A 20,473-nucleotide genomic window follows, 5' to 3' on the forward strand; every position below is an offset into this window, starting at 1 on the left:
ACCTTAGGCGAGTTCGAAGGGTTCGAGGCCGGCCAGGCGCATGGCCTTGGGGCGTTCGGGGATCTGGCGGGGCTTCACGCCGCGCACTTCGTCGGCGACGTGACGGATGTGGTCCGGCGTGGTGCCGCAGCAGCCGCCCAGGATGTTGACCAGGCCGTCCTTGGCCCACTCGTGCAGGGCGTGGCCGGTCTGATGCGGCTCCTCGTCGTACTGCCCCATGGCGTTGGGCAGACCAGCGTTGGGATAGGCCGCGACCAGGGTGTCGGCGATGCGGGCCATCTCGGCGATGTGCGGGCGCATCAAATCAGCGCCCAGCGCGCAGTTGAAGCCCACCGCGAACGGCTTGGCGTGCTTGACGCTGTTCCAGAAGGCTTCCGCCGTCTGGCCCGACAGCGTCCGGCCCGAGCGGTCGGTGATGGTGCCGCTGATCCAGATCGGCAGCTCCTCGTGGCCCTCGTCGCGCCAGTCCAGGATGGCCTTGATCGCCGCCTTGCAGTTCAGGGTGTCGGTGATCGTCTCGATCAGGAAGAGGTCGACTCCGCCCTGATAGAGCGCGTCCACCTGCTGACGATAGGCCCCGTAGACCTGGTCGAAGGTCACCTTGCGCGCGCCGGGGTCGTTCACATCCGACGACATCGACAGCATGACGTTCAGCGGCCCGATCGAGCCGGCGATAAACTTCGGGCGAGCCGGGTTCTCGGCGTTCCAGCGGTCGGCGACCGAGCGGCCGATCCTGGCCCCCTCGAAATTGATGTCCCAGACGTCCTGCTCCGACAGGTGATAGTCCGCCTGGGCGATGGTCGTGCCCGAGAAGGTGTTGGTCTCGGAGATGTCGGCGCCGGCCGAGAAGTAGGCGTCGTGCAGTTCGGCCACGAGATCCGGCCGGGTCAGGCACAGGATGTCGTTGTTGCCCTTCATCTGGCCGTTATAGGCGGCGAAGCGCTCGGCCCGGTAATCGGCCTCGGACAGGCCCTTCTTCTGGAACATCACGCCCCAGGAGCCGTCCAGGATCAGGATGCGCTCCTGGGCGGCGGCCTTGAGGGCGGCGACACGATTGGCGCGGATGGACAGGTCGGTCATGGGCGGAACTCCGAAGCGCAAGCGCCCCCTCCGTCACGCCGCGTATTCGCGGCGCGCCACCTCCCCCGCTTCGCGGGTGAGGAGGAAATTATTGCATCCTCCCCCGAGAAACGGGGGAGGTGGATCGACGCGCGGCGGCGAGACGGAGGGGGCGCTTTCATCGCGCGCCTCCCGCCGCCTGCTGGCGCGCGAGTTCCTGGTTGAAGGCGGCTTCGGAGGCGTCGACGAACCGGCCAAGCTCGGTCGGGTCGACGAAGGCGTTCGGGTCGCCGCGCAACTGCTTGCGGCGCTTGGCCAGCAGGTCGCCCTGCTCCTCGTGCGCGGGCAGCATGACGTCGGTGGGGATCGCGCGCAGCTTGACGAAGCTCTGGCGATAGTCCGCCACGATGTTGCGATGGGTCTTGTTGCCGACCAACACATTGCCGGCCACCGACAGCGAACAGGGGAAGGTCACGTTCAGCGGCCGCCCTCGCTCGATCACCGCCGTGGTCCAGCTGGTGCAGCCAATCGTGTGGCCCGGCGTCAGGTGCGCGATCAGGGCGGTCTCGCCCAACTTGAGCTTGGCGCCGTCGCCGAAGGTCTTGTCGACCTTGACCGGCGGCATCGGCGTCGGACCATTCTCGTTGTCGCCGATATGATGGCCCTGCTCGATGGCCGGCGCGTCGCCGCGCGAGATCCACAGCTTGGCGGTCGGGATGTCGGCCTTCAGCTGGGCGAAGCCGCCGGCGTGGTCGTAGTGGGCGTGGGTGTTGATCAGGACCTTCACGTCGGTCAGCTGAAAGCCCAGCGCGGTGATGTTGCGCTCGATCTGCTTGCCGACCTCGGCGTTCGGGCCGGCGTCCAGCAGCACATGGCCCTCGGACGAGACGATCAGCCAGGACGAGATGCCCTCCGTCCCGACGTAGTAGATGTTACCGACCACGCGATAGGGCCGCGTCGGCTTGGTCCAGTTGGCCGGCATGTCGGCGTGGGCCGCTGGCGCCAGGGCCAGGGCCGACATCGCCAGGGCGATCAGAACGCGCTTCATGCCGCGGCCTCCGCTGGAGCCGGCGAAACCTCGCGCACGCCCAGCACACGGCAGATGGCGTAGACGAGATCGGCCCGGTTCAGGGTGTAGAAGTGGAAGTCCTCGAAGCCCTGTTCCCGCAGCTTGGCGCACATCTCGGCGGCGACCGAGCAGGCGATCAGACGGCGGGTCTCGGCGTCGTCGTCCAGACCTTCGAACAGGTTGGCCAGCCACGATGGGATCGCCGTCTGGCACGCGGCGGCCATGGTCTTGAGGCCGTTGAAGTTGGTCACCGGCATGACGCCCGGCACGATGGGAATGGTGATCCCGGCGGCCCGCACCTTGTCGACGAAGCGCAGGAACGCGTCGAGATCGAAGAAGAACTGGCTGATGCCCAGCGTCGCGCCGGCGTCGATCTTCTGTTTCAACACGTCGATGTCGTGCTCGATCGAGGGGCTTTCCGGATGCTTCTCGGGATAGACGCCGACCAGCACCTCGAACGGAGCCACGGCCCGCACCGCGCGGGTCAGCTCGGTGGCGTTGGCGTAGCCGTCCGCGCGCGGAACATAGACCCCGCCGATGCCGCCCTCCCCCGGCGGCGGATCGCCGCGCAGCGAGACGATGTGACGAACGCCCGTCTGCCAATATTCGCGGATCACCTCGTCCACTTCCTCGCGGCTGGCGCCGACGCAGGTCAGGTGGGCGGCCGGCTTCAGCTGGGTCTCGTCCAGGATGCGCTTGACCGTCCGGTGCGTGCGCTCGCGGGTCGAGCCGCCGGCGCCATAGGTCACCGACACGAAGGCCGGATCCAGCGGGGCCAGACGGGTGATCGCCTGCCAGAGGTTCTCTTCCATGCGCGGCGTCTTGGGCGGGAAGAACTCGAACGAGACGCGCGGGCGGTCCGTGCGCTCGCCCGCGCGGGCGACGGGGCCGATGACGCGGCGGGTCGGCGGAAGGGTCATGCGGCGGTCCTTTCGGCGGCGACGCGAAGCGGACGACGCGCGGTCCAGATCTTGACGGTCAGGCCCTCGCCCGTGGCGGGCGGCAGAGCGATGTTGCTTTCCAGCGCCAGGCCCGAGGCCTGAAGCCAGGTGACGATCTCGACGTCGTCGAAGCCCAGACGGCGGTGCTGATGGACCTCGCGCAGGAACTCGTGATCGTGCGGCGCGAAGTCGGCGATCAGCAGCAGGCCGCCGGGCGTCACCAGCCGGGCGGCCTCGGCCACGGCGCTGGCCGGATCCGACAGGTAGTGCAGCACCTGATGCACGGTGACGAGGTCGGCGCAGCCGCCCGGCAGTCCGGTGCGGAAGATGTCGCCGTGGCGCAGCTCGCAACGGGCGAGACCCGCCTTGGCCACCTCGTCGCGCGCGATGTTCAGCATCTGCTGCGAAAGATCCAGGCCCAGGGCGTTGCTGGCCCGCTTGCCCAGCAGGGTCAGCATCCGGCCCGCGCCGGCGCCCAGATCGACCATTTCGTCGAACGGCCCTTCGCCGGCGGCGCGCAGGATCGCGGCCTCGACCTCGTCCTCGTCGACATAGAGCGAGCGGATCTCGTTCCAACGCGCGGCGTTGCGGGCGAAATAGGCCTGGGCGTCGGTCGAGCGCTCGGCTCGCACGGCGGCCAACCGATCGGCGTCGGCCCGGACGATCACATCGGCGTCGTCGATCAGGTCCAGCGCCTGCTCGACCAGGAACCGGCCGGGCGACTTGGCCGCCAGGCGATAGAACACCCAGGCGCCGTCCGGAAACCGTTCGACCAGCCCGGCCTCGGCCAGCAGCTTCAGATGGCGCGACACGCGCGGCTGGCTCTGGTCGAGAATGCGGCACAGCTCCAGCACCGACAGCTCCTCGGCCGCCAGCAGGGCCAGGAGCCGCAGACGCGTGGACTCGCCGGCGGCGCGCAGCACCTCGACGACCTGTTCGGCTGTAAGCTTCATAGGGATATAAAGATATCTTTATATCCGATTTGGCAAGAGAAGATTATGCCCCGGCGTCGGCTTTGACCGGCTCCCAAAGCTCGATCTTGACCCCGGCCGGGTCCAGAAGCCAGGCGAAACGACCCATGCCGCCCTCGTCCTGCCGTCCCAGCGGCTCGACGCCCTCGGCGGCGGCCTTGGCCAGCACGCCATCGATATCGTCGACGATGAAATTGATCATGAACGGCGCGTTCGAAGGCTCGAAATATTTCGTGTCGGCCGCGAACGGCGACCAGGTCGACTTACCCGCCGGATATTTGAACAGAGCCCCGCCCCAGCTCTGCACGTCGAAGCCCAGCACGCGGCCGTACCACTCGCGCAAGGCGGCGGGATCCTCCGCCTTGAAAAAGATACCGCCCAGACCCAGAACCTTGGCCACTTTCGCGCCTCCAATCGCTGCGATGGTGCGAGCCTAGAGCGTGACGCCGAAAGTGGGAACCGGTTTCGGCGCGAGTCACGCTCTAAGTATTTGATTTAGAGCCTCGTTATCGCGTCAAAACGATTCCGTTTTGACGCGCGAGGCTCTAGCAAGGTTTTGGGAACCTGCCATGTTGCTTGCCGCCCTGATGCTGCTTTCCGCGCCCAACTGCCTGCCCCACGCGGGTCCGCAGCGCCTTGAGGGCGTGCTGGTCGCCCACACCTTTCCTGGTCCGCCGAACTTCGAGTCGATCAAGGATGGCGATACGCCCGAGCGTTACTGGCTGCTGCGCCTGGCCCGCCCGATCTGCGTCGCGAACGATCCAAAGGATCCCGAGACCGGCGAGGGCGCCAAGAACGTGCGCGAGATCCAGCTTATCCTGGCGCCCGAGGACTTCGCCCGCTACCGCCCGCTGCTCGGCAAGCCGATCATCGCCCAGGGCGATTTCATGAGCCCGATGAGCGGCCATCATCACACGTCGATCCTGCTGCAAGGCGTGACCCTGGCCCGCCGGCCTTAGGTTCGCAGCGACGCGGCCCAGGCTTCGGACCAGGCCATCAGCGGCCAGAGCGCGACGATCAACTCGGCGCCGCGCGCGGTCAGCCGATAGCCCCCATCGGCCGCCACCACGTCGGCCGCCCGAAGCTCGGCGAGGCGCGTGTTCAGGGTGCCCGGCGGCAGCTCCGCCGCCGCCAGCAGGGCTCGGAAGGTCAGCACCCGTCCCTCGCGCAGTTCCCAGACGATCCGCAGCGCGCCTCGCCGCCCCAGGAGGTCCAGCGCCGCCATGATCGGCTTGCCGGTCTCCGAGCCTCGGACCGCGCCCCCGGGAAGAGGTGCTTCAATTTTTGTAGCAACATCATCGGTCTTCATGATACAAATTTTGTAGCACGGAGATCTCGCCATGTCGCCCAGAATGCCGCTCGCCGAAGCCCCCTATCCGCCCGCCGTCGATCGCACGCTGCGGACCTTGAAGACGCCCGGCGAGCAGCCTTTGTCGCTGTTCCGCACCCTGGCCCGGGACGAGCGACTGTTTGCCCGCTTCACTGGCGGCGGCCTTCTGGATCAGGGCCACCTGTCCCTGCGCGACCGTGAAATCGTCATCCATCGCGTCTGCGCCCTGAACGGCTGCGGCTATGAGTGGGGCGTGCACGCGGCGATCTTCGCCTCGGCGGCCGGTCTCGACGCCGAGCAGTTGGCGGCCACCGCCGCGCAGGGGATCGCGTCTTGCTGGAGTCCGCGAGACGCGCTGCTGATCGCCTTCTGCGATGCGGTGAACGCGAGCGCCGACATCGACGACCTTCTTTGGTCCCGACTCGCCGACGCCTTCTCGGAAGAGGCCCGTCTCGAGTTGATGATGCTGGCCGGATTCTATCGGACCGTCAGTCTGCTCGCGAACGGCCTGCGCCTCCAGCCGGAAGCCTTCGCCACGCCGTTTCCGCCCCCTTGCTCCGGCTCCGAGATGTAAGGTCTCGCGCGACCCGCCTAGGGACCGCCGTAGTCGAAGCTGGGCGCCTTCTTCGCCTTGCCGCCCAGGGCGTAGGACAGGCCGATGGTGACGCGGCGCGAGTCGTAGCTGTACTCGGTGCGCTGACTCAGGCCCGGCTGGTCAATGAAATCCCGGATGCGGTTACCGGTGTTGAACAGGTCGCGGACGCTGGCCACGAGGAACAGCCGGTCATCGATCTTGCGCCGATAGCCAAGATTGATCCGGCCATAGGCGGGTCCATGGCCCTGCGGCGTCAGGCGATTGGCGCGGACGACAAGGTTCAGTTGCAGCAGATCTGCGGGGGACATCTGCGCGTTCAGAGAGGCCTTGCCGCCGACCAGAACCGCCGAGCGCTTGGCTTGGACGGTCAGGTTTCCAGGATCGATCTCGGAATAGGTGGCGGTGGCGCTGGTGGTGTAGGTCAGCTTGGGCGCCAATCGTCCGCCCGCCGAAAGCTCCAGGCCGGCGTTGCGCTTTCGACCCAGGTTCCGCTTGGTGGACAGCAAGGTCCCGCCGTCCAGCGGGGTGAGGATATCGGTCACGGTATCGCGGATATCGCGCAGAAAGAGCGTCGCCATCCGATAGGTCGGTCCGTCGCGATATTCGTAGGACGCCTCGTAGCCGCGCGTTTCCTCCGGCTTCAGGTCCGGATTGCCGGCGGTCACGATCAGAGCTCCGGCGCGGCTGGGAAACGGGTTGAGATCATCCGGATCGGGCCGTTCGATCCGCTGGGCGTAGCTGGCCTTCAGCCGCCGCTTGTCGTCCAGCGCATAGTCCAGATAGAGCGACGGAAAAGCGCGGGTGTCGCTGTCGCGCCGCTCGCCGCCCAAGGTCAGTTGCCCGGTCGTGATCCGCGCGTGCTCGACCCGAACGCCTGTCTGCACGGTCAGCTTGCCGAAGGGCCGCTCCAACGTCGCATAGACCGCGGAAACGACCTGCCCGTAGTGGAAACGGTTGGCCTGCACTGGGTCCGGCGTCGCCGACGCCGCGCTGGCGCCGCGCGCGCCGCTGTTCTCGTAGAGATAGCCGTCGTCCTCGATCTGGCCGCCCGCGGTCAGCTTGGCGTCCTTGGGCAGGGGCTTGCGATAGTCGACCGAAGCCCGCGTCAGGGTCTGGCGCTGGTCGAAATTGAACGACTCGTAGGCCCCGGCCGCCGGCGCGCCGAGACTGTAGAGATAGGGCTGACGGTCCTTGTTGATCGTCGAGCCGCGCGTCAGGCCCAGCGTCAGGTCGTGATCCTCGCCCGCCATCTTGCGGATCAGCTGGGTCTCGATCTCGTCGTCATAAACCCGGTTGGTCCGTCGCTCGTCCCGCGCGGACCGGCTCTGGCCCGCGGGCGATCGGACGACGAAGACGTCGTTCGGATGACTGAGGAAATCCAGCTGCATGACGTGCGCTTCCGCCGACAGCTTGGTGCGCGGATCGAGGTCGTAGTCGGCGGCCACGTGCGCCGTGCCGGTATAGGTGCTGGGATCGGCCCGACGAACATTGGCGCTTTCGACCTCACCGGCCTCACGACGGTTGTCGCTGATCGTCATATGACGCACGTCGCGTCTCACGGTCAGGTCGCCGTTCAAGGATAGCTTGTTGGCATTGTAGCCGAGCGACGCGCTCACATTGGCGTCGCCCTTGTCGCTGGCGCTGGCCTGGAGAGAGCCCGTGCGGCCCGCGCCATGGGCCTTCTTGCTGATCAGATTGATGACCCCGCCCGACCCGTTGGCGTTGAAGGCGGCCGGCGGGTTGGTGATGATCTCGACGCGGTCGTACTGATTGGCGGGGAGCTGTTGCAGGGCCGCCGCGCGGCCCGCGCCGTTGAAAAGACCGGAGGGCTTGCCGTCCACCAAGATGGTGACGTTCGGGTCGCCCCGCAGCGCGAGGTTTCCCTGAGCGTCGACCTCGACCGACGGAAGGTTGCCTAGCGCGTCGCCGATCGATCCTGTCGTCGCCTGCAGATCGCCGGAAAGGCTGTAAGCGCGCCGGTCTATGGCGCTGCGCACGCCGTCCTTGGATGGCGCGGACACCACGACGCCATCGACCCTGTTAGGCGGACGGCTCGCGGCCGGAGGCGCCGGAGTCTGGGATGCGGGCTCCTGGACGGCGGGAGCTGCGAGGGCGGATAGGTCAAGTGAAACGATCATCTCGACCTATCGCTTAAGTCGCGGAACGCTTCGGCGCTCGCAATGAGCGCCGAGGAGCTTTGTCAAGCTTCCGCCCCGCGCGTTAAGCCGCCACGGGCGAGGCCAGCGGTTCGCCGTGGAAGTAACGCCGCAGGTTCTCCAAGGTCAGGCTGACCATGGCGGGAAGGCTGTCCAGAGTGGCCCCCGCCGAGTGCGGCGTCAGCACCGTATGCGGCACGCCGACCCAGCGAGCGGGCGGCGTAGGCTCCTGCGCATAGACGTCCAGAGCCGCCATGCCCAGGGTTCCGGCCTTCAGGGCCTCGATCAGGGCGTCCTCGTCGATCAGCGCGCCGCGCGCGACATTGACGATCAGGCCTTGAGGCCCGACGGCTTCGATCACGGCCTTGTCGATCAAATGACGGTTCGAGGCGTCGGAGCGCGAGCAGATCACCAGCACATCGCTGTCGCGCGCCAGGGCCATCAAGCTCTCGGCGCGACGATAGCCGCTGTCCTTGGGGCGCGGCCCCCACCAGGACACCTTCATCTCGAAGGCGCTCAGACGGTTGGCGACGGCCTCGCCGATGTGGCCCAGGCCGACGATGCCCGCCTTGCGGCCGCGCAGGCCGTGGCGCGGGGCCATGCGCTCCGCATGGGTCCAGTGGCCGCCGCGCAGGCGCTGATCGCCCTCGACGATGCCGCGCCAGGCGGCCAGAACCAGTCCCACCGCGTGGTCGGCGACATCGGCGGCGTTCAGCCCCGTCGAGTGGGTGACGGCGATGCCGTGCGCCTTGCACCACGGGACGTCGACGCCGTCATAGCCGACACTGACGCAGGCGATCAGACCCAGCTGCGGCATTTCCGACAGCATGTCGCGCGAGAGGGCGAACTCGCCCGCGTGGACGATGGCGCGCACGCGGCGCCCCGGTCCTTCCAGGAACGCGATCCGGTCGGGATAGTCCCAAAGTCGATGGACTTCGTAGGCGCCCTCCAGCATCGGCTGCAGCGGCATCAACATCTCGTGCGACAGCAGGATGTGGGGCTTTTCGACCGGGGTTTGCGGCATTGCGGGCGCGTCCTCCATGCGAGGCCGGTCGCGCGGACCGGCGGGACAAACGTCTTGCGGACCAAGCTACTCCGCTGGGAGCGCTTGGCCAGACCTAAGCAGCACAAAGGCCCGCCGCTAGAGCCCTTTCCGAGTTGATTGATCCAATCAGATCGGAAAGGGCTCCAAATCAAAAGCTTAGAGCATTTTTCGATCCGATAACCGTTTCACACTTATCGGAAAATGCTCCAGACGGGCCTTCACGGTGGTGTTACGGGTTCAGTGTCGGCCTTCGGCGAACGCCTCGATCATCTTGGCGCAGAAGGCCGGCAGGTCGTCGGGCTTGCGCGAGGTGACCAGGCCGTCGTCGACCACCACTTCACGATCGACCCAGTTCGCGCCGGCGTTCTTCAGGTCGGTCTCCAGCGACGGCCACGAGGTCATTTCCTTGCCATCGACCGCGCCCGCGTTGATCAGCGTCCAGGGACCATGACAGATGGCCGCGATCGGCTTCCTGGCGGCGACGAAGTGGCGGATGAAGGCGATGGCCTTGGGCTCCAGCCGGAGCGCGTCGGGATTGATCACACCGCCCGGCAACACGATGCTGTCGTAGTCCTCAGGACGCGCGGCGGAGAGCTCGCGATCCACGGGTACGGCGCGGCCCTTGTCGTGGTGCTCCCAGCCCTGGATCTGGCCGGACTTGGGCGAGACCACCTCGACCTCCGCGCCGGCCGCCTTCAGCGCCTCGACGGGTTTCTCGAGTTCGGATTGCTCGAAGCCATCGGTGGCCAGCACGGCCACCTTGTGGCCGGAGAGAGTTTGATCGGTCATGGCGGGGGATCCTTTGCGAACGTCGGGGGAGCGACAGGTCGCGGAGAAACCGGCTCGGCGCCCGGCGAGTTCCCGGCCATGCGCAAGGCCAAGCTGTGAACGACCGGCGCCGTCGCGGGTTTTGCTTGAAGCGCCAAGACGGCGCTCAACGCACGGAGAACCCTGATGTTGACCAAGACGCTCGCCGCGACCGCGGCGCTCTCGATGCTGGTCTGCGGCGGCGCGGCCCTGGCCGCCCAGCCCAAGTCGTCGGCCGCCGTGGCCGCCCCCAAGCAGCCGATCCCCTACTCACAGCTCGACGCCTATCTGAAGGCCTCGCCCAAGGCGCGGGCCAACAAGGACTGGTGGTCGGGCTCGGCCTCGACCGGTTCGGCGACCGACACCTCGGCCACCGTTCCGATGCAGAGCTCGCCGATGACCGGGGCGACGACGCCGTCGGGCGACATGTCGGCGATGCCGCCGGCGACCACGCCGGACACCTCGGTGAATCCGCCGAGCAACAGCGCCTCGCCCAGCATGCCCTCGACGCCGCCGACCAACGCGCCGGCCCAGCCGAACACGCCGGACATGTCGTCGCCCGCCAATCCGACGCAACCCAAATAGGCCCGAACGCGGCGGAGCGGCCCCGAGACGCCTCCGGCCGCTCCGCCGCTCAGGCCCCGCCGTACACGAAGTCGGCCTTGTAATAGCCCTTGGCCGGATCGAGGATGTCGATCGCGAACGGCGCGGAGCCGTCCGCCAGGTCCGTCAGCCAAGCGTCGTTGGACCTGACCATGACGCCCAGGTCGGCCTTCTGCGCCTCGGCCAGGAGCCAACCGACCATCGCCGCCTTCGTCCCGACGCCGTTCGCGCCGTCGCCGCCGTAGTAGGCGAAATAGTCGGCGCGGGTGTCGATCAGGGCATGGATCTTGGCGTCCGTCGGCGCCGCGCCGAAGATGGTCTTGTAGACCTCGCGCGTCGCGTCGAAGAGGCTCATCGCGCCATACTTGGCCGCGAAAGCGTCCTTGCCCTCGCCATTCTTGCCGAGGTTCACCGCGAAGTTGATGTAGCGGTTCTCCAGATTGAAGGTCTGGTAGTAGGCGCTGTTGAGGTTGTTGGCGTTCGGACCGGTCGGCGAGACCAGATAGTCGACGCCGGCCTGGCTTGGAATCTTTCCGGTGAAGAACTCATAGGCCAGGGTCGCGACGGAGGTCGTGGCGCCGGCTTGCTTGACGATCGCGGCGGTGACCTGATCCGCCGACAGCGTTCCGGCCGTCCACTTGGCAAGCAGATCCTGTGAGAGTCCGGCCAGGGCCGAGGACGCGCTGGTCCGCAGGATCGCGTTCATCTCGGAGGTGATTTCCGCCGCCGACGGGTCGGACGCGAACACGATGTGCTCGACATTGATCAGCTTGTCGGTTCCGTCGGGCGAACCGGATCGCAGATCGGTCACCGTGGTCGAGCCGTCGGCGTTCTGGACCACCGAATAGTTCGACTTGGCCGATTTGTAGATGACCGTGTCGTTCCCATCGCCGCCATCGATCGTATCGTTGCCGGGGCCGCCGATCAGCGTGTCGTCCCCCGCGCCGCCATTCAGGATGTCGTCGCCCGCACCGCCATCTAACAGATTGGCGCCGGCGTCGCCGGTCAGGATGTCGGCATAGGCCGATCCCCTTAGCCCTTCGATGCCATCCAGGAAGTCGACGCCCGCGCCGCGCGTATTCTGCCAGACGTCGGCCTTGGTCAGGTCGACCGTGACCCCGCTCGCGGCGGTTTCGTAGGAGGCGATATCGAAGCCAGCGCCGCCGTAGAGCGCGTCATCACCGTCCTCGCCCATGAGGATGTCGTTGCCGTCGTCGCCCATCAGGGTGTCCGCGCCGCCGCCGCCGCGGATGACGTCATCCCCTGCCCCGCCCGAGATCGTGTTGGCGCCGCTGTCGCCGGTCAGCGTGTCCGCGTAGGCCGATCCCCAGAGATTCTCGATGGAGATCAGCGTATCGATCCCCGCGCTCTTGGTGTCCTGGGCCTGGGTGATCGCCAGGTTCACCGTGACGCCGCCCGGCGCGTCGCGATAGTCGGCCCAGTCGCTGCCGGCGCCGCCGTCCAGCTTGTCGTTTCCAGGGCCGCCCTTCAGCGTGTCGTTGCCGCTGTCGCCGATGAGGATATCGTCGCCATCGCCGCCGCTAATGACGTCGTCGCCGCCGAAACCTTCCAGCCGATCGGGTCCGCTGGTCCCCACCAGGGTGTCGGCATTGTCCGTGCCGCCGTCCGGCTTGAGATGCGCGAGGTCGACGGAGACGACGCTGACGTCGCTGGTGATCAGCATCCGCGTTCCGTCATTGCTGACGATCACCCGGTCGCCGAAGCTGGCCGAATAGTAGCCCGTCGAGCTCAAGCCGACATCCACCCCGAGGGAATAGACCTGCTCGATACTCCAGTTGCCTGTCGAGAACTGGAAGATGCGGTCCGTGGTGGCGTCCACAACGTAGAGGTGGCGGCCGTCGGCGCTGAAATCCAATCCAAAGACGCCATAGCCCAGTTCAGGATGGCTCTTGGATACGTCCTGAATGAAATGCAGCGATCCGTCGTAGACATAGAGGTCGCGGGAGAACTGCGCGACATAGCTGCCATCGCCCGCGATGGCGCTGACAGGTACGCCGTAGCCGTACACGCCATCGGCGTACATGCCGTGATAGGCGATCAGACTCCCGCCAGAATAGATGAAGAGCGGCGCATCGGAGATGCCGGTGATGCTGAAGAGCGTCTTGCTATGATCATCGGTCGAGTAGAGCGAACCAGAAACCATCGCGTACGAATTCGACGTCGCGAAGACGCCGGTCGCGAGGTCCAGTGTCACCGGCTTGGCGCCGTTTCCATAGCCGTCCTGGGCGAACAGCACCTTGTTGTCGCTGGTGAAAGCGACGTTATAGGTTCCTCCCTGAGCGCCCGCCTGGGCATAGTCTTTCACCTGGCCGGTCAGCGTATCCAGAACGTGGATCTTCATCGTGCCCGTCACGCCCGACAGGGACGACCGGTCATAGATGCTGTTGTCCAGCGCCTGTTCCGCGACGACGATGAAGCGCCCGTCCGACGACACATCCATGCCGCCGAGTCGCACGCCGACCTTCCAACGCGCGAGAATGTCCCCCGTCGCCGTGTTCAGCGCGGTGACGTAGCCCTCGCTGTTGGAGACGTAGGCGGTCTTGCCATCGGGGGAGAGAACGGCGTCCACGATCTGGCCGGTGGCGATCGTGTCGACCGCCTTGGGCGGCAAGACGTCCTTGAGCGCGACACTGGCGTCCGACGGCGACAGGGTCACGGTCTTGTCGGTGAATCGCAGCTTCTCGATGTTGAGGAGCGTATCGGTCCCCTCGCCGCCCGTCGCGCGCGTGTCGCGAACCGTCCAGGTTCCATCGGCGTTGCGGGTCCAGGCATAGTTCGACGACGCCGATCCGTAGATCGCCGTATCGACCCCGCCGCCGCCGTCGATGATATCGTCGCCGCGGCCGCCCTCGAAGGTCTCATCCGCCGCCGAGCCCTGGAAAACGTCGTTGAAGGCGGAACCCTTGAGGCCCTCGATATTGGACAGCGTGTCGAAGCCATCGCCGTGCGTGTTCTGCATCACGCCGACCTTGGTCAGGTCGACTCGCACGCCAGCGGCGGCGTTCTCGTAGGAAGCGATGTCAAAGCCGTCGCCGCCGTCGAGCGTGTCGTCGCCGACACCGCCGTTCAGGATATCGTCGCCCGCGCCGCCCAGCAGGGTGTCGGCGCCCGCGCCGCCCTTCAGCACGTCGTTCCCGGCGCCGCCTTCGAGACGATTGGCGTTCGCATCGCCCGTCAGGGTGTCGTCAAAGGCGCTGCCAACGACACCTTCAATCCCGGTCAGCGTATCGCGCCCCGCGCTGCCGGTATCTTGAGCGTAGGTTGAGTTCAGGTCGATCTTGATCGCGCCTGGAGCGGAAGAATAGTCGGCGATATCGAAACCAGCGCCGCCGTCCAGGATATCGTCGCCTGGACCGCCGATCAGTCGGTCGTCGCCATAACCGCCATAGAGCTTGTCGTTGCCCGCGCCGCCGTCGATGATGTCATTCCCGCCATAGCCGTAGATGACGTTGGCCGAAGCGTCGCCGGTCAGAACATCGGCCTTGTCGGAACCGTCATGGGTGGTGACCGTCGTCAGATCGATGACGTTCAAGGCCTTGTCGCTGAGCACCGTCAGATATTTGCCGTCGGCCGAGACGGTCATTCGATCACCGTATGCGAAGCCGTTGAACAGCCCGTAGTAGGCGCCGCTCGACACCAGACCGGAGTCGAAGGCTTTCTGGATGGACCAGTCCGTGGTCGAGAGTTGCAGGATCTTGGCGCTGGTGTCGTCCAGAACGTAAAGACTTGAGCTGTCAGGGCTGAAGACCGCGCCGGCCGCCGAGATGGGCTCCTGCTGGAGCACGCTCAGCGCGCCCTTGAGCTTCAGCGCGCTGTCATAGACCGCGCCGCTTCGGAAGATCAGATTACCGTCGTAAGATATGGCCTGCGCGCCGTAGCCCCGGAGACTATCGTAGTCCGCGTCACGTTCAGCCGTGACGCCACCGCCCGGTATGAAGACCTGGAGGGGCTGCGAGGAGATGCCGTACTGGGAGAAGAGGACCTTGGTTCCATTGCCCGAGGCTGAGAGGATTCCGTCCTGGTAGTAGGCCCCCGTGCCGAACGTGAACGTCCCGGCGCCGGGATCAAGGACCGTCAGCGGTTCCCAACCCGATCCTTGGTAGCTCTGCGACAGGACGATCTTGCCGTCCGCGGTGAAGGCCGCATCATAAAAGGGTCCATCGCCGCTGCTTCGGACGGTGGTCGTGTAGTCGCGGATCTGGCCGTTGGTCAGGTCCAGGACATGGACGGTCACATTGGCCTTGGTGTCGTAGCCCGTTCCCGTCGACGTATAGGTCCGCTCCGTCGCCACGAGGTAGCGGCCGTCCTGGGAGATATCCATCCCGCCCAAGGTCGCCCCGACCTTCCAGCGCGCGACGAAGTCGCCCGTCGCCAGGTTGAACGCGCTGACCACGCCCTCGCCATTCGAGACGTAGGCGATCTTGCCGTCGTTGCTGAGGACGACGTCCTTGAGATCGCCGGTGGCGATCGTCTGAAAAGTGCTCACGGAACCCCACCCGACTCTGACGCGAAATCCAAGCCGGCAATACACTATGTGGAGTTGAGGCCCACAAGCCTCAAAACCCTAGGGAACATGAAGAAATAAAGAAAAAGGCCGGCGGCCCCACAGCCGCCGGCCTCCTTTATCGCCGAAGCTTCGCCCCTACCGCGCGAACTTCTGGAACTTGATGCGCTTGGGGATCAGGCTGTCGGCGCCCAGGCGGCGCTTCTTGTCTTCCTCGTACATCTCGAAGTTGCCCTCGAACCATTCGACGTGGCTGTCGCCCTCGAAGGCCAGGATGTGGGTGGCCAGGCGATCCAGGAACCAGCGGTCGTGGCTGATGACCACGGCGCAGCCGGCGAACTCTTCCAGCGCTTCTTCCAGGGCCTGCAGGGTTTCGATGTCCAGGTCGTTGGTCGGTTCGTCGAGCAGGATCAGGTTGCCGCCGGTGGCCAGGGTCTTGGCCAGGTGGACGCGGTTGCGCTCACCGCCCGACAGCAGGCCGACCTTCTTCTGCTGGTCGCCGCCCTTGAAGTTGAAGCTGCCGACATAGGCGCGGGAGTTGATCTCGCGCTTGCCGACCAGCATTACGTCGGTGCCGCCGCTGATCTCTTCCCAGATGGTCTTGTTGGGATCGAGGGCGTCGCGCGACTGGTCGACATAGGCCAGCTTGACCGTCTCGCCGACCTTGATCGAGCCGGCGTCCGGCGTTTCGTGGCCGGTGATCAGCTTGAACAGCGTCGACTTGCCGGCGCCGTTCGGACCGATCACGCCGACGATGCCGTTGGGCGGCAGGCGGAAGGTCAGGTCCTTAAACAGCACCTTGTCGCCGTACTCCTTCTCCAGGCCGCTGACCTCGAGCACGACGTTGCCCAGGCGCGGGCCGGGCGGGATCTGGATGTGGGCCTGGGTCTGGGCGGCGCGGGCGTTCTCCTGCGCGGCGACCATTTCCTCGTAGCTCGCCAGACGCGCCTTAGACTTGGACTGACGCGCCTTGGGCGAGCTGCGGACCCATTCCAGTTCGCGGGTGAGCGCGCGCTGACGGGCTTCCGATTCCGACTGCTCCTGGACGACGCGTTTCTGCTTCTGCTCCAGCCAGCCGGAGTAGTTGCCCTCGTAGGGGATGCCCTTGCCGCGATCCAGTTCCAGGGTCCACTTGGTGACCTGATCCAGGAAGTAGCGGTCGTGGGTCACCAGGATGACGCAGCCCGGGAACTCTTCCAGGTGGTGCTGCAGCCAGGCCACCGACTCGGCGTCCAGGTGGTTGGTCGGTTCGTCGAGCAACAGCATGTCGGGCTTGCTCAGAAGCAGCCGGGCCAGGGCGATGCGGCGCTTCTCGCCGCCGGACAGCTTCTCGATGTTGGCGTCGTTCGGCGGGCAACGCAGGGCGTCGATGGCCATCTCGATCTTGGAGTCGATGTCCCAGAGATCCTTGGCGTCGATGATCTCCTGGAGCTTGGTCATCTCCTCCATCAGCTCGTCGGAGTAGTCCTCGCCGAGCTTGGCCGCCAGTTCGTTGTACTTGTCGAAGATCTTCTTGTCTTCGCAGTCGGCGATGACGTTGCCCCAGACGTCCAGCGTCGGGTCCAGCACCGGCTCCTGCGGGAGATAGCCGCGCTTGACGCCATCGGCGGCCCGGGCCTCGCCCGAGAACTCCTTGTCCAGACCGGCCATCACCTTCAGCAGGGTCGACTTACCCGAGCCGTTGACGCCGACGACGCCGATCTTGGCGTCGGAATAGAACGACAGCCAGATGTTCTCGAAGACCTTCTTGCCGCCGGGATAGGCCTTGGTCAGGCCCTGCATCTGGAAAATGTATTGCTGCGCCATGAGGCTCGCGTTCTCGCTGGACGAGGGTTTCGGGGATTGGCCGCTGAAATAGCCGTCCGGGCCGCTTCGCGCAATCGCGGGCGAGACTTCGCGGAACTTCCGACACGCCCCATGCCGTCATAGTTCGTTCGCCGCAGTGTCGGACGCCCGACACGTTTCCTTCTCCGTCCCGTCTTGGACCGCTGTTATCCGGGCGTTCAGCCGACGCCTCTCCATGCGCCGGACAAAGGGGATAGATCATGAAGAACCATCTGATGCTGGGCGCCGCCGCGAGCGCCCTGCTGTTCATGACGGCCGGTCAGGCGCTGGCCGCCGACGCCGCCGCCTCGGCCGCTCCGGCCGCCGCGACCACCGCCGCCACGCCCGACGCCTCCGAGGTCGACGCGATCATCGTCCTGGGTCAGGGTCAGAGCCGCCAGGTCCAAACCGTCAGCGACGCTCAGGTCGCCCTGCAGGCCGCCGGCTCAAGCCCGCTGAAGGCCGTCGAGAAGCTGCCCGGCGTGTCGTTCCAGTCGGCCGACGCCTTCGGCGCCTATGAGTGGTCGACCCGCATCTCGATCCGCGGCTTCGATCAGAACCGCCTGGGCTTCACCCTGGACGGCGTGCCGCTGGGCGACATGAGCTACGGCAACTACAACGGCCTTCACATCAGCCGCGCCATCGCCAGTGAAGACATCGGTTCGGTCGAACTGGCCCAAGGCGCCGGCTCGCTGTCGACCGCCTCGACCTCGAACCTGGGCGGCACGCTGCAATTCTTCTCGCGCAAGCCCACCGAGGACTTCGGCGTCCAGGCCAACGTGACCGGCGGCTCGGACAACATGCACCGTCTCTTCGGCCGCATCGACACCGGCGCGATCGAGTCGCTGGGCGGCTTGAAAGCCTACGTCTCGATCGCCGACCAGCAGGCCGACAAGTGGAAGGGCGGCTCCAAGCAGAAGCAGCGCCAGTTCGACGGCAAGGCCGAGCTGCCGCTGGGCGACACCGGCACGCTGACCGCGTTCTGGAACCATTCCGAGCGCCGCGAGCAGGACTACCAGGACATGTCGTTCGACATGATCAAGCGCCTGGGCCGCGGCTCCGACAACTTCCAGCCCAACTGGGCCAAGGCCATCGGCGTGGCCACCGTGCTGAACAATGTCGGCCTCTACGCCACGGGCGTGCTGGACCCCAGCTCGGGCGGCTGGACCGGCGTCGGGACCAACCCCTACCGCGCCTATGGCGTCGATACGCCGGATGACTCCTACTACGCCGGCGCCGGCATCCGCGACGACGATCTCTACGCCGTCACCCTGAAGGAGAAGCTGGGCGCGCTGCGCTTCGACCTGACCGGCTACGGCCACCAGAACCAGGGCCAGGGCCTTTGGTACACGCCGTATCAGATCAGCCCGGGCTACGGCACGGCCGGCTCGAACGCCGCGCCGCTGTCGATCCGCACCACGGAATACGACATCGACCGCAAGGGTCTGATCGGCAACGCCACCTACGACATCGCCAACCATCAGATCGGCGCCGGCTTCTGGATCGAGGACAACGACTTCAACCAGGCCCGCCGCTTCTACGCCGAGACGCTCAACGCCCCGTCGCGCGACCCGCTGGACTTCCAGTCCAACCCGTTCAAGACGTCGTGGAACTACAAGTTCAACACCAAGACCACGACCGGCTATCTGCAGGACGTCTGGTCGATCACCGACGCCCTGAAGGTCAATTTCGGCTTCAAGGCCATGAAGGTCGAGAACAAGGTCTCGACGATCGCCGGTAACCCGATGAACGGCAAGATCGAGAGCAAGGAGAGCTTCCTGCCCCAGATCGGCGTCGTCTATAAGATGGACAACGGCGTCGAGCTGTTCGGCGGCTACACCAAGAACATGGCCGCCTTCGTCTCGGCCGCGACCTCGGGCCCGTTCGCCTCGCAGAACCAGAGCGTGGTCGACTACGTCTCCAAGAACCTGCAACCCGAGACCTCGAAGACCTTCGAGGGCGGCGTGCGCTACCACAACAGCCGCTTCCAGGGCGTGGCCGCGCTCTATCACGTCAAGTTCGACAACCGTCTGGACAGCGCCTCGACGGCTCCGCCGATCCTGGGCCTGCCGGCCGTGCTGTCGAACGTCGGCTCGGTCACGACCAAGGGCGTGGAAGTCGCCGGCGAATACCGCCTGACCGACGCCTGGTCGGTCTACGGGGCCTATACCTATAACGACTCCAAGTACGACGACGACGTCCCCGGCGCCGGCGGTCTGGTGGCCATGCGCACCAAGGGCAAGGACGTGGTCTTCACGCCCAAGAACCTGGTGAAGGCCGAGCTGAAGTACGACAACGGCGGCTTCTACTCGCGTCTGGGCCTCTCTTATGTCGGCTCGCGCTGGTACACGTTCGAGAACAACGGCGGTCACGTCGACAGCTACACCGTCGCCGACCTGACCGTGGGCTATCGCTTCAACGCCGCGCAGGGCGTGCTCCACAACCTGGAGATCCAGGGCAACGTCACCAACCTGACCGACGAGGACTACATCTCGACGGTCGGCTCGGGCGGCCCGGCCAAGGCCGACCCGAAGGGCACGGCCATGACCCTGCTGCCGGGCGCTCCGCGTCAGGCCTATCTGACGATCAAGAAGCGCTTCTAAGCACTTAGGATCGCGACGAACGAAGGGCCGGGAGCACCGCCTCCCGGCCCTTTTTCGTGTCCGGACAAGATTTCCAGCGCGTCCGGACAGGACCTTGCTGGCGTTTTGGAACCGCGCGAGGCCTGGTCTGGGCATGACCGAAAACCCTGCCCCCACCGCCTCGCCCGCCGCGCCGTCCTCCGCCAGCCTCTGGCGCGAGGTCGTCGAGATCGTGCGCACGGTCGCCATCGCGCTCGGCGTCGCCCTCGCGCTGCGGATCGTGCTGTTCCAGCCCTTCACCATCCCGTCGTCATCGATGGAGCCGGGGCTGGTGACCGGCGACTACATCGTGGTCTCCAAGCTGGCCTATGGCTGGAGCCGCGCCTCGTTCCCGCTGAACCCGCCGCTGTTCCAGGGCCGCTTCCTGGAGCGGCAGGCCCAGCGCGGCGACGTGGTGGTCTTCCGCCTGCCGCGCGATCCGTCCCAGACCTGGATCAAGCGCGTGATCGGCCTGCCCGGCGATCACGTTCAGATCCGGCGCGGCCAGGTGTTCGTCAACGGAACCGCCCTGCCCCAAACCGCGATCGGCCCGACCCAGGACCACGACGCCCCGGACCGAACCGTCATGCAGGTCGGCGAGACCACGCCGAACGGCCGCGCCTATGTCACCTATGACGGCGGCCCCGGCCAGCCGGGCGACGACACCGACGTCTATGTCGTGCCGGCCGGCTACTACTTCGTGATGGGCGACAACCGCGACAACTCGCTGGACAGCCGCTTCTCGCCATCGATGGGCGGCGTGGGTCTGCTGCCGGCCGAGAACCTGGTCGGCCGGGCGAAGATCGTCATGCTGTCCTGGAAGCCGGGCGCGTCCTTGCTGAAACCCTGGACCTGGCTGGACCTGCAGTGGGATCGGTTTTTCAGGGTGATCCGGTAGAGCGGGCGCTTTCACCGCCGGAGCCCACA

The 20,473-nt window shown here is 66.3% G+C and carries 15 protein-coding genes and 2 pseudogenes; 6 read left to right on the forward strand and 11 right to left on the reverse strand.

Going from position 1 to position 20,473, the window contains the following annotated elements:
* Positions 1 to 3: 3 nt before the first annotated feature.
* The 5 genes from OR37_RS14325 to OR37_RS14345 all read right to left on the reverse strand — a co-directional run bounded on the left by OR37_RS14325 (position 4) and on the right by OR37_RS14345 (position 4,440).
* Positions 4 to 1,080 (reverse strand): homocysteine S-methyltransferase family protein, encoded by a 1,077-nt coding sequence (locus OR37_RS14325; protein ID WP_004621312.1) that lies wholly within the window; start codon positions 1,078 to 1,080, stop codon positions 4 to 6.
* Positions 1,081 to 1,237: 157 nt separating this feature from the next.
* Positions 1,238 to 2,107, reverse strand: coding sequence for a CAU/MBL1b family subclass B3 metallo-beta-lactamase (gene blaCAU / locus OR37_RS14330; protein ID WP_004621313.1), 870 nt, complete (start codon positions 2,105 to 2,107; stop codon positions 1,238 to 1,240).
* On the reverse strand, positions 2,104 to 3,048 hold the full coding sequence (gene metF / locus OR37_RS14335) for a methylenetetrahydrofolate reductase [NAD(P)H] (protein ID WP_004621315.1): 945 nt from the start codon (positions 3,046 to 3,048) through the stop codon (positions 2,104 to 2,106). The genes blaCAU and metF overlap by 4 nt, the downstream gene beginning before the upstream one ends.
* On the reverse strand, positions 3,045 to 4,022 hold the full coding sequence (locus tag OR37_RS14340) for a metalloregulator ArsR/SmtB family transcription factor (protein ID WP_004621317.1): 978 nt from the start codon (positions 4,020 to 4,022) through the stop codon (positions 3,045 to 3,047). Before OR37_RS14340 ends, metF begins: the two co-directional genes overlap by 4 nt.
* Positions 4,023 to 4,065: 43 nt before the next feature.
* Positions 4,066 to 4,440: a VOC family protein gene (locus OR37_RS14345; RefSeq protein ID WP_004621318.1), complete on the reverse strand. Its 375-nt coding sequence runs from the start codon at positions 4,438 to 4,440 to the stop codon at positions 4,066 to 4,068.
* A 169-nt stretch (positions 4,441 to 4,609) separates the two neighbouring features.
* Between OR37_RS14345 and OR37_RS14350 the strand changes: the two genes are divergently transcribed.
* Positions 4,610 to 4,999: a DUF4431 domain-containing protein gene (locus tag OR37_RS14350; RefSeq protein ID WP_004621320.1), complete on the forward strand. Its 390-nt coding sequence runs from the start codon at positions 4,610 to 4,612 to the stop codon at positions 4,997 to 4,999.
* Here the strand turns inward: OR37_RS14350 and OR37_RS14355 are convergent.
* Positions 4,996 to 5,349: a winged helix-turn-helix transcriptional regulator gene (locus OR37_RS14355; protein ID WP_035017458.1), complete on the reverse strand. Its 354-nt coding sequence runs from the start codon at positions 5,347 to 5,349 to the stop codon at positions 4,996 to 4,998. The two genes, OR37_RS14350 and OR37_RS14355, sit on opposite strands and share 4 nt — an antisense overlap.
* A 43-nt stretch (positions 5,350 to 5,392) precedes the next feature.
* Between OR37_RS14355 and OR37_RS22180 the strand changes: the two are divergent.
* A pseudogene (locus OR37_RS22180) lies at positions 5,393 to 5,662 on the forward strand (carboxymuconolactone decarboxylase family protein); the annotation flags it as partial.
* Positions 5,663 to 5,687: 25 nt separating this feature from the next.
* Positions 5,688 to 5,944, forward strand: a pseudogene (locus tag OR37_RS22185) (hypothetical protein); the annotation flags it as partial.
* A 17-nt stretch (positions 5,945 to 5,961) separates the two neighbouring features.
* Here the strand turns inward: OR37_RS22185 and OR37_RS14365 are convergent.
* From OR37_RS14365 to OR37_RS14375, 3 genes are all read right to left on the reverse strand, one after another.
* The gene (locus tag OR37_RS14365) at positions 5,962 to 7,986 is read right to left on the reverse strand and encodes an outer membrane beta-barrel family protein (protein WP_165570620.1); all 2,025 of its coding nucleotides are present in this window, start codon (positions 7,984 to 7,986) and stop codon (positions 5,962 to 5,964) included.
* A gap of 199 nt (positions 7,987 to 8,185) precedes the next feature.
* The gene (locus tag OR37_RS14370) at positions 8,186 to 9,145 is read right to left on the reverse strand and encodes a 2-hydroxyacid dehydrogenase (RefSeq protein ID WP_004621326.1); all 960 of its coding nucleotides are present in this window, start codon (positions 9,143 to 9,145) and stop codon (positions 8,186 to 8,188) included.
* A 258-nt stretch (positions 9,146 to 9,403) separates the two neighbouring features.
* On the reverse strand, positions 9,404 to 9,955 hold the full coding sequence (locus OR37_RS14375) for a type 1 glutamine amidotransferase domain-containing protein (protein ID WP_004621328.1): 552 nt from the start codon (positions 9,953 to 9,955) through the stop codon (positions 9,404 to 9,406).
* Between the two features lie 165 nt (positions 9,956 to 10,120).
* Here OR37_RS14375 and OR37_RS14380 point away from each other — a divergent pair, with 165 nt between their 5' ends.
* A complete protein-coding gene (locus tag OR37_RS14380) occupies positions 10,121 to 10,558 on the forward strand; it encodes a hypothetical protein (RefSeq protein ID WP_004621331.1) in 438 nt (145 codons plus the stop codon).
* A gap of 49 nt (positions 10,559 to 10,607) precedes the next feature.
* Here the strand turns inward: OR37_RS14380 and OR37_RS20805 are convergent, their stop codons facing one another.
* Positions 10,608 to 15,083, reverse strand: a complete 4,476-nt coding sequence (locus OR37_RS20805) for a Ca2+-binding protein, RTX toxin (protein ID WP_004621332.1) — start codon at positions 15,081 to 15,083, stop codon at positions 10,608 to 10,610.
* Positions 15,084 to 15,239: 156 nt separating this feature from the next.
* A complete protein-coding gene (gene ettA, locus OR37_RS14390) occupies positions 15,240 to 16,907 on the reverse strand; it encodes an energy-dependent translational throttle protein EttA (protein WP_004621333.1) in 1,668 nt (555 codons plus the stop codon).
* 239 nt (positions 16,908 to 17,146) lie between these two features.
* Here ettA and OR37_RS14395 point away from each other — a divergent pair, with 239 nt between their 5' ends.
* Together OR37_RS14395 and lepB are read left to right on the forward strand one after the other, a co-directional pair.
* Complete coding sequence (locus OR37_RS14395; RefSeq protein WP_004621338.1) at positions 17,147 to 19,528, forward strand: TonB-dependent receptor; 2,382 nt, start codon at positions 17,147 to 17,149, stop codon at positions 19,526 to 19,528.
* A 133-nt stretch (positions 19,529 to 19,661) separates the two neighbouring features.
* On the forward strand, positions 19,662 to 20,444 hold the full coding sequence (lepB, locus tag OR37_RS14400) for a signal peptidase I (RefSeq protein ID WP_004621341.1): 783 nt from the start codon (positions 19,662 to 19,664) through the stop codon (positions 20,442 to 20,444).
* Positions 20,445 to 20,473: the final 29 nt, after the last annotated feature.

The organism is Caulobacter vibrioides OR37, assembly GCF_000372645.1.
Lineage (GTDB): Bacteria > Pseudomonadota > Alphaproteobacteria > Caulobacterales > Caulobacteraceae > Caulobacter > Caulobacter vibrioides_E.